Consider the following 8,925-nt stretch of genomic DNA (forward strand, 5'->3'; position numbering starts at 1 on the left):
ACCGCTAGGGCGCGTCCGCGAACTGATCCGAGCGACAGGCCCTGGCCGACCGGGGATCGGTCCGCCGCGCTCCTCAGGGGCGCTCGAAGAACTGGATCACGCCCCCCGCCGAGAAGCACAGCGCTCCGACGAGGGTGCCCCAGTTGGCGATGTCGACGTTCACGAGGCTGCCGGTCGCGGGCCTGGTGTAGGCCGCGAGCGCCGAGACGAGGAACAGCAGCGATCCGAACTGGTTCACCGCGACGATCCACCAGCCGAGCTCACCGGCCAGGACGCGCGGCCGCCCGTGGCAGACCTCCACGATCGCGAGATGGCCCGAGACCAGGAACAGGACGCAGCCCACCAGGTCCGGGGCCCAGATCAGCCGGTCCGTCTGCTGGACCGAGAGTCCCCGGATCAGCGAGTCCACCAGATTGACACCGAACACGAGCGTTCCCGTGAACAGCAGGAAGGTGCTGAGCCAGTCGATCCGGCCCGGCTCGTAGCTCCACCACCTCCAGCGCCGCCCGGCCAGCGCGTCCGACTCGCTGTCGCGGCGGGGAGCGTTCACCGCCTGGAGCAGTGACGCGTAGCCCCCGGTGTTGAAGAACAGACCGCCGGCGAAGTAGATCCAGACGCCCGTCGCGCCGTGCGAGCCGAACTGGGCGACCCCGGCTCCGAGGGCGAACAGCAGCCCGCCGACGGTGAACGCGGTCGCGGCGATGGCGTTCAGCCGGCGCAGCCGGGCGATGGTCACGGTGTCCGCCCGCCGGGAACGGGCCTCGGCCTCCCCCGGGGCACGCACGGTGAGCAGACCGCGTTTGCGGGCCCGGCGCGATTCCCAGACCGCGACACGCCCGTCCATGAGACGCCAGGTCAGCCGGGTGGTGAAGGGACCCGCGCCTTCGGAGCGCGCTTCGGTTCGACTCACCCGGCGACCTTAGCCCGCCGCACCGACATCAGAGGTTCGCCCACCCCGTCACCTTTCGGGTGGTTTGCCCATCCGCGCCGCACCCATGCCGCCCCGGCCGCGAGCCGGTCGGCTCAGGACTCCGCCTCGCGCCTGAGGAAGTTGCTCACCTGGGAGGCGAGGCTGTCCCGGGGCGCCTCGATGCGCACGCCCGCGTCGAGGGGTGTGTCGTTCTCGATGCCGCCCGCCCAGAGGTACCGCTCGGTCCACTCGTCGTCGACCTTCAGCTGGACCTGGATGTCCATCCGGTTCAGGACGGCGTCGGGACCGGCCGCGAAGAGGACCGCGGTGGCCCGGCGCAGGGGATAGACGTCGTAGCCCTCGATGAACTGCGAGTTCCGCCAGTCGAGGAAGGCGCTCTCGCCGTCGGCGCCGACGCGGATATCGATCTGGCCGTCCTCCAGGTGGATGCCGAAATGCTCGGCGGCACGGTTCTCGACGGTCACCCGCAATCTGAAGTAGGTGAGTTCGTCGGCGGCGTCGTCGCGCCCCTTCGGGGGCTCCGCCTTTTCCACACCATGAACCCGAACACGCAGGCCGGCCTGCTCGTCGTACTCCTGCCAGTCCCCGACCACGTTGGGCTCGCGCACAGTCCACCTCTCCACTTCAGAGAGTTGTTCCTATCTGTGCCCTCAACGAAGTGTCAAATGCGCCGCACCTACCGTGGCCAGCGAATTTTCCTTTCTTGATCGGTGATCAAGCCGTGCCCAGCCAGAATCTTTCCGCGCCACCCGAACGGGTCATTTCGTGCGTGCTGCACATCACGTTCCCCGGGCGCCCCACATGCCTCCCCGTGGACGCCGCGGCCGCTCGTCGGGCGGGCCCGGTCCGACGTCCCATCGGCGGCACGGGGCCCCTCGGCCGCGGCCCGGGCGATCGGATCGGGACGGCCCTCACGGCCCCCAGCGCAGCACCATCGAGAACCAGACCTTCTTGCCCGTGGTGCCGGGGTCGGCCGGTGCGACACCCCAGTCGTCGCAGAGCGCGGCGACGATCGTCAGCCCGCGTCCCGACTCCTCGGATCCGTCCGCCGTGCGCCGCTCGGGCAGGGCGCACGAACGGTCGGCGACGGACACCCGCAGTTCACCCGGGTCGCACTCGATCCCGACGGTGATGGTGTCGCCGCGGTCGTGGCTGCCGTGTCTGAGCGCGTTGGTGAACAGTTCCCCGGCCGCGAGCACGGCGTCGTCGACCCGCCGTTCCGGCAGCCGCAGCCGGGTGAGGTACTCGGCGACCATGGCCCGCACACCGGGGACCCGGGAGGGGTGGGCCGCGACGGTGGTCCGCAGCCCGTGCGCCCCGCGCACCCGGCTCCGGGGGGCGTCCCCCGGCCCGGCGGACCCGGAGGACAGGGATCGCGGGTACAGGGGTCCGGCCGACGCGGGCCCCTCGGAGGTCACCGCTCGCGTGTGTACGGGTTCGGCCGACACCGGAGCCTCGGAGGTCACCGCTCGCGCGTGTACGGGGCCGGTGGGCCCAGGAGCGTCGGAGGTCGCCGCTCGTGTCTGTACGGGCCCGGTGGGCGCCGGAGCCTCGGAGGTCACCGCTCGCGCGTGGGCGGGTTCGGCCGGTGCCGGGCGCTCGGCGCGTTCGGGGAGGTGGGCCCGGAGCGCCTGCCCGTCGGCCGGGTGCACCCCCTGTTCCGGCACCCGGCGCTCGCGCCCTTGAACCCGGTCGCCGTGGGCCGCTCCGGGCGACGGCTCGCGGCGCGGTGCCCCGGATGCCGGCATCGGTCCTCCTTCGGGAGCGGCCCGGGGGGCGCTGTCTCGTCGGCTGCCCGTGCAGCCAACACGCCGGACTCCGGCGGCGACCAGGGGGTATTCGGGTTGTCCGGTTGCAAGCGCGTAGTGGTGCGGGATGTATGTTCGATCTTGTGAGGAACGGGAACGGGGGCGGGGCGACGGTGTCCCTTGACGGCGACACCGTCCGGGCCGGACTGCGGGACAAACGGGTGCTGGTGACCGGTGGCACGCGCGGACTGGGCGAGCAGATCGTGCGGCTGCTGACCGCCGAGGGCGTACGGGTGGCCACCTGTGCCCGTACCGCGCGGGATCTGGACACGCTGGCCGCCTCGATGGGCCCCGGTCTTCTCACCCGGCGCCTCGACGTCACCGCGCCCGGGGACCTGGAGCGGTTCGTGGCGGACGCGGCCGACCGCTTCGGGGGCCTGGACGGGGTGGTGGCCTGCACCGGCGGCTCCCGCGGCGGCGGCTTCGAGGAGGCGGACGCGGAGGACTGGGCCGCGACCTGGGCGGTGAACGTCGGTCACGCGACCCGGCTGGTGCGGGCGGCCGTCCCGCATCTACGGGCCGCGGGCGGGGGCTCCGTCGTGGTGATCTCCTCGATCTCCGGCTGGAAGCCGGGCCCGCCCGCGCAGTACTCGGTCGCGAAGTCCGCGCAGATCCAGCTGGCCGCCTCGCTGGCCCGGGAGCTCGGCCCGGACGGGATCCGGGTGAACGCGGTCTCCCCCGGATCCATGCTGATCCCCGGCCGTCGCTGGGACCGCATGCGCCGGGAGGAACCGGAGGCGTTCGCCCGCTTCGTGGCGGCGGAGCTGCCGGGCGGCGCGCCGGTCGCACCGCAGGAGGTCGCCCGGGTCGTGGCGTTCCTGCTGTCGGACTGGTCGAGCGGGATATCCGGCGCGCACCTCCCGGTCGACCGCGCCCAGAACGCCCCCTCCCCCGACGGGTACTGAGACCGCGGCGGCGCACCCGGGGTCACGGCATCGCGCCCGCCCCGCCGGTGACCCGCCCGCCGCTCAGGCCACCGCCCCGAGGACACCGCGCGAGCGGCGCTCGAACTCCTGCACGACGGGTTCGGCGCGGCGGGGTTCGAGGCGTCTGCGGAAGTCGCGCAGGGCCTGCACGGACCGTTCACTGTGGACGGCGCCCAGGGTCTCCAGGGCCAGGGTCGCGGTGCCGACCGCCTCGTCCAGGCGGTCCTGCTGAAGGTGCGCGGTGGCGAGGACGGAGCGGCTGATGGCCTGGCGTCTGCGCCGGTCCGCGCCCGAGCCGAGCGACTCGCTCGCCGTGCGCTCGGCCTGACGGGCGAGCCCCAGGTCGCGGAAGCACAGGGCGGACTCGGCCTGGAGGTAGTGCTCGTCCAGATAGCGCACCCACGGCGACTCCTGGTCGGCCCCCTTGCTCGCCGCCAGCTGCCGCTCCGCCAGCCGCAGGGCCTCGGCGGTGTCGTCGGAGCTGCCCCGCGCCGCGTGTCCGCGCGCCGACATGGCGTACAGCCGCATCAGGCCGAGTGGGCTGCCGGCGCCCCGCGCGGTGACGATTCCGGCACGGGCGAGTGCCACCCCCTCGTCGGGGCGGCCGAGGCTGGTGGCGAGATGGGAGAGCCCGGCGAGGATCTGGCCGCCGAGCACCCGGTCGCGGCCCTCGGCACACAGGCGCAGTCCCTGGGTCATGTAGCGCTGGGCGAGGCCGTACTCCCCCGCGTCGTACGAGCTCCAGCCGGCCATCGCCGCCAGGCGCGCGGCGGCCGCGTACAGCCGGCGGCGCTGCCCGGAGGGCATGCCGCGCTGCTGGAGCATGGGGACGACCTCGGTGGACAGGTAGTGCACGATGCTGGTGCGGACCCCGCCGCCGCCGTAGTGGTTGTCCATCTGGTCGAACACGGCGATCATCGCGTGCACCTGCTCGACGGGTCCGCCGGTCACGGGCAGGGCCGGGGAGAGCGTCTCCTGTTGCTCCAACAGCCAGAGCAGCCACTCTCGTTGAGGGTGGATCAGAGCCGAGGCGACGAAGGGGGCCGTGCCGAGGAGGCTGCGCCGGGAGATGTCGGTGGAGCCCAGTTCCGCGAGTGTGTGCAGGGTCTCCGCCACGTCCTCGCCGTAGACGAGCGCTCTGCTCGCGACCGGGCGCTGAGGATCGGAGTGGAAGCCGAGGTCCGCGGGGGACAGGGCGCGGCCGAGCCGCTCGGAGAGCACGGCGGCGATCAACTCGGGTGTCGCTCCGCGGGGTTGCTGGCCCTGGAGCCAGCGGGTGACCGACGCCTTGTCGTAGTGGGAGTCGGTGCCCTGTCGGCGCCCCAGTTCGTTGACGCGCAGGGCGAGGGCGGCGTACGAGCAGCCGGCCTCCTTGAGGGCGGCCCCCAGTACCCGATTACCCCCGGTGGTCCTGCCGGCGTTCCTCGTCTGTCCCTCGGTCACGGCGGCCACCCCGTATCGCCTCACATGCGCGTGCGGCTGCGCTTCGACACTCATCTGACGAAACCTCAGATGTGATATGTCGAAGCGCAGTTGAGCGTGATCGTCGCCGATTGTGCGGCAGATCACCCGGTCACTATGGTGGCCCGTCCAACGCCGGTGCAACCGGCGTTCCGACAATTTCCGAACGATCCGTATCACTCCGTCCCTGCCGGCGGCCCCGTGGGATCGGGGCAGGCCGACCTCCTGATCGCCCGACCGTCATCCGTCGCCGCGGGTCCCGAGGCCGCAACCCCGCCCCCACAACCGGACAACCCGCACGCACTCTCCCGCCGTGCGGGTTGCCCTCTCACGTGGCCTGGTCCGGGGACCGGGAACGGGGGCCGGTCAGTCGGTCGTCGCCGGCTCGATGTTCTGGTTGAGGCGGAACAGATTGCCCGGGTCGAAGGCCGCCTTCACCTCGGCCAGACGCGTGTAGTTGCCGCGATAGCTCGCCCGGACGGCCTCCTGGTCCTCGGCCATCGCCATGTTCACGTACGCGCCGCCCGCGGAGTACGGCTGGAGGGCGTCGGAGTAGTCGACGCTCCAGCTCTTGACGAGTTCGGCGTTGGCCGGGTCGGGATCCACACCCGCGTACACGGTGGCCCAGCCGGAACTGCGGTAGCCCCAGGCGGTGTCCGTCGGGCCGATGTCGTGGACGGCTCCGTCGATGGGGTACAGATGCATGGTCGACTTCCAGGTCGGCATCCCGGCACCGAACCTGGCGTGCAGGTCGACGGCCTCGCCGGGGATCCGGTCGACGAAGGCCGCCCGCCAGTACCACTGGTCGCCGGGCGGGTAGACACCGTCGAACGCGGACTGGATGGCCGGGTGGGGCATCGGCGCGGGGCCGTGCAGCAGCGGATCGGGCAGGGCGTCGAGCAGCGGGGCCATCTCGCGGGCCGCCGCGTCCGCGTCCTCTCCGACGCGGCACCACATCACTCCGCACACCTTCTTCAGATGGATCTCCTCCGGGAACGGCGGCCCCGGCGGCACCGAGGCGAAGAGGAAGAAGCCACCGAGTTCGCGCGGCGCGCCGGGAATGAAGTCGCGGTAGGCGGCGAGGACTTCGGCGCCGGCTTCGACGGGCCAGAACGTGGGGCCCGCGACGACCGTGTTCACCTCGTGCAGCCGGAAGACGAACGAGGTGGCGACGCCGAAGTTGCCGCCGCCTCCACGGATCGCCCAGTAGAGATCGGTGTTCTCGTCGGCGTTCGCCCGGACGTGTTCACCGTTCGCCAGGACCAGTTCGGCCTCCAGCAGGTTGTCGACGGACAGCCCGAACTTGCGGGTGAGGTGCCCGAGGCCGCCGCCGAGAGTGATGCCGCCGACCCCGGTGGTGGAGATGATGCCGCTCGGCGTGGCCAGGCCGTGTTCGTTCGTCGCGCGGTCGACCTCACCGAGGAGACAGCCGCCGCCGACGCGGACCGTGCGTGCCGAGGGATCGACCTCGATGTCCTTGAGCGGGGAGAGGTCGAGGACCACGCCGTCGTCACAGGTGCTCAGGCCGGCGCCGTGATGGCCGCCTCCGCGCACCGCGAGCGGGAGGGTGTGGTCGCGGGCGAAACCGACGATCAGGGCGACGTCGTCCGGGGAGGAGCAGCGCGCCACCAGCGCGGGCCGCCGGTCGATCATGGCGTTGTAGACGGCGCGGGCCTCGTCGTACCCGGGATCGTCCGGACCGATCAACTGCCCTTTGAATCCGGACAGTTCCTGACGCGCCGCTTGTACCGGTGTGATGGACATGTGTATCCCCGCATCTGGAGAGGGCTCCAGGTCCCGGTGTCCAGGCCGTGGACCGGCTCCCGCCGATTCGTCCGATGTGCCTGTTTCAGCCCGATCACTGACCAGCCTAACCCCGCGCCCTGCGCCTAGCTCGGCGACCCGGACCGCCTCCGGCAGCGACCGGCGGCGGCACCCGTGAACACGCCGAGCGCGCCGATCCGTATGGGATCGACGCGCTCGGCGACCTGCTCGCGGGGCCTTGCCCACCGCCGGTCAGACCCGGGAGGCGACCGACTCGCTCTCGCCGCGCCCGGCGGCGAGCGCGGGCTCCGGCAGCACCGCGTACAGCGGCGTCGAGCGCGCGACGCGCAGACACGGCGCGGGCAGCGACGGGTCCAGCGGGGCACGATCGGCGGCACGGGCCCGCCACGAGGACCAGATGATCTTCCCGCCGGCGCCCGTGGCGCAGCAGCCCCAGCCGTCGCTGAGGGCGGCGATCTGGGCCAGACACCCCTGGGGCGCCCGGTGCGGGCCGATGTCCTGGCTGCTGTCGGAGACGGCGGCGAAGAGACGCCGGCCGTTCCACCACATCTCGATCGTCGTGTTCTTGTCGGCCGCGTGCTGCTCGATGGTGCTGAGCAGCGCTTCCGCACAGCGGCAGACGGACTCGACGAGATTCTCCAGGTTCCAGTACTTGAGGTGCGCGGCCAGGATCCGTCCGACCTGTCCGACCTTTTCCTGACTGAGCTCCACGTCCAGGTGGTAGTAGCAGGGAACTGCGGCGTTCATCGTCGTTTGCTCCTCACCGGCGAAGCTCTCGCTCCGCGCTCGCCCCCTGCGGGACATGGCCCCGATTGCGAAGCGTGAGCACCGATCGCTCCTGAGTCACCCTCAGCATGAGAGTGCTACTCCATTCGTGCAACACGAGCGCCGCCCCGATGTGGTTGAAGAACCAACAAGACGCTCGGTCGCCGTACAGGCACCATGAGTGAGGGTGTCGCTCCGTGACGGACCGGCTCCCCTTCGCGTACGGCCCTCATCCGCCGGCCAGGCGAGCCGTGCGCGGTCGAGAGATCGGGAAGGTGACCAGCGTGATGCTGCTGCCTGCCAAAGCCGAGGTCGCCAGGCATCTGGAGCGCTACCGGGCGTGGGAACGCCTCCTGCTCGCGACTCCGGCCGACCGCGTGGTGCGGGGGAATTTCGAGAACACCGGATACACCCTGTGCGTCCTGATGGGGAAGCGCTGCGCGCGGGAGGCGGCGATCGCCGCCGAGGTCTATCTCCAGGACGTTCCGGCACGGATCTGAGACGACGGTCCCCGGGGACCGCACCGAAAGGGCCTTTCGCGGCAACGACGACTCGGGCCCAGAACCGCGGAGGCGAGAGGCATGGACGCGATCACGGACGCGCGCACCACGACCGGCCGTATACCCGTCAGGGATGTACGGCCGGTCGTCGATTGCGGCAGACGGCCCGCCAAAGCGGTGGTGGGCGAGACCTTCCAGGTCACCGCCACCCTGTTCGGCGAAGGTCAGGTCGTGGTCGGCGCGAACGTCGTCCTGCTCGATCCGGACGGCGGCCCCGGACCGTGGACGCCGATGCGCGAACTGGCACCCGGAAGCGACCTCTGGGGCGCCGAGGTCACTCCGTGGGAGACGGGGCGCTGGGCCTATCTGGTGGAGGCGTGGAGCGACCCGGTGACCGGATGGCGGCGCTCCGCCGAGATCAAGATCCCGGCCGGGATCGACACCGGACTGGTGCTCGAGGAGGGCGCCGCCCTCTACGAGCGGGCCGCCGCGGGCGTGCCCGGCCCGGACGGCCGGGCCGCGGTGCTGGCGGCCGCCGACACCCTGCGCGACGACTCCCTGCCCCCGGCCGAGCGGTTCGCGGCCGCCCTGGCCCCCGGGGTGACGGCCGCTCTGATGGAGCATCCGCTGCGTGAACGGCTCACCCGTTCCCTGCCGTTGCCGTTGCTGGTGGAGCGGGAGCGGGCGTTGTTCGGTGCGTGGTACGAGTTCTTCCCGCGTTCGGAGAACGGGCGGGGCGGTGCGTCGGC

8 protein-coding genes and 1 pseudogene are annotated in these 8,925 nt (G+C 72.0%); 3 read left to right on the forward strand and 6 right to left on the reverse strand.

Annotated elements, in window-relative coordinates; genetic code table 11:
- Positions 1-73 precede the first annotated feature (73 nt).
- The 3 genes from ACZ4AA_RS32965 to ACZ4AA_RS32975 form a co-directional block, all read right to left on the reverse strand.
- On the reverse strand, positions 74-910 hold the full coding sequence (locus tag ACZ4AA_RS32965) for a hypothetical protein (protein ID WP_467610894.1): 837 nt from the start codon (positions 908-910) through the stop codon (positions 74-76).
- Between the two features lie 113 nt (positions 911-1,023).
- Positions 1,024-1,539: a hypothetical protein gene (locus ACZ4AA_RS32970; protein WP_467610896.1), complete on the reverse strand. Its 516-nt coding sequence runs from the start codon at positions 1,537-1,539 to the stop codon at positions 1,024-1,026.
- Between the two features lie 303 nt (positions 1,540-1,842).
- Positions 1,843-2,679, reverse strand: coding sequence for an ATP-binding protein (locus tag ACZ4AA_RS32975; RefSeq protein WP_467610898.1), 837 nt, complete (start codon positions 2,677-2,679; stop codon positions 1,843-1,845).
- 131 nt (positions 2,680-2,810) lie between these two features.
- Between ACZ4AA_RS32975 and ACZ4AA_RS32980 the strand changes: the two genes are divergently transcribed.
- A complete protein-coding gene (locus ACZ4AA_RS32980; protein ID WP_467610900.1) occupies positions 2,811-3,644 on the forward strand; it encodes an SDR family NAD(P)-dependent oxidoreductase in 834 nt (277 codons plus the stop codon).
- Positions 3,645-3,707: 63 nt separating this feature from the next.
- Here the strand turns inward: ACZ4AA_RS32980 and ACZ4AA_RS32985 are convergent, their stop codons facing one another.
- From ACZ4AA_RS32985 to ACZ4AA_RS32995, 3 genes are all read right to left on the reverse strand, one after another.
- Positions 3,708-5,117, reverse strand: a complete 1,410-nt coding sequence (locus ACZ4AA_RS32985) for a hypothetical protein (RefSeq protein WP_467610918.1) — start codon at positions 5,115-5,117, stop codon at positions 3,708-3,710.
- 375 nt (positions 5,118-5,492) lie between these two features.
- On the reverse strand, positions 5,493-6,890 hold the full coding sequence (locus ACZ4AA_RS32990; protein WP_467610902.1) for an FAD-binding oxidoreductase: 1,398 nt from the start codon (positions 6,888-6,890) through the stop codon (positions 5,493-5,495).
- Between the two features lie 252 nt (positions 6,891-7,142).
- Positions 7,143-7,658 carry a pep a2 gene (locus ACZ4AA_RS32995; RefSeq protein WP_467610904.1) on the reverse strand — a complete coding sequence of 172 codons (516 nt, stop codon included), beginning with the start codon at positions 7,656-7,658 and terminating at the stop codon, positions 7,143-7,145.
- Between the two features lie 305 nt (positions 7,659-7,963).
- On the opposite strand from ACZ4AA_RS32995, the pseudogene ACZ4AA_RS33000 reads away from it, so the two are divergent.
- Together ACZ4AA_RS33000 and ACZ4AA_RS33005 are read left to right on the forward strand one after the other, a co-directional pair.
- Positions 7,964-8,155, forward strand: a pseudogene (locus ACZ4AA_RS33000) (DUF5133 domain-containing protein); the annotation flags it as partial.
- 102 nt (positions 8,156-8,257) lie between these two features.
- On the forward strand, positions 8,258-8,925 hold a 668-nt coding region (locus ACZ4AA_RS33005), incomplete at its 3' end, for a maltotransferase domain-containing protein (RefSeq protein ID WP_467610906.1).

This window comes from Streptomyces sp. NPDC024698, assembly GCF_055559015.1.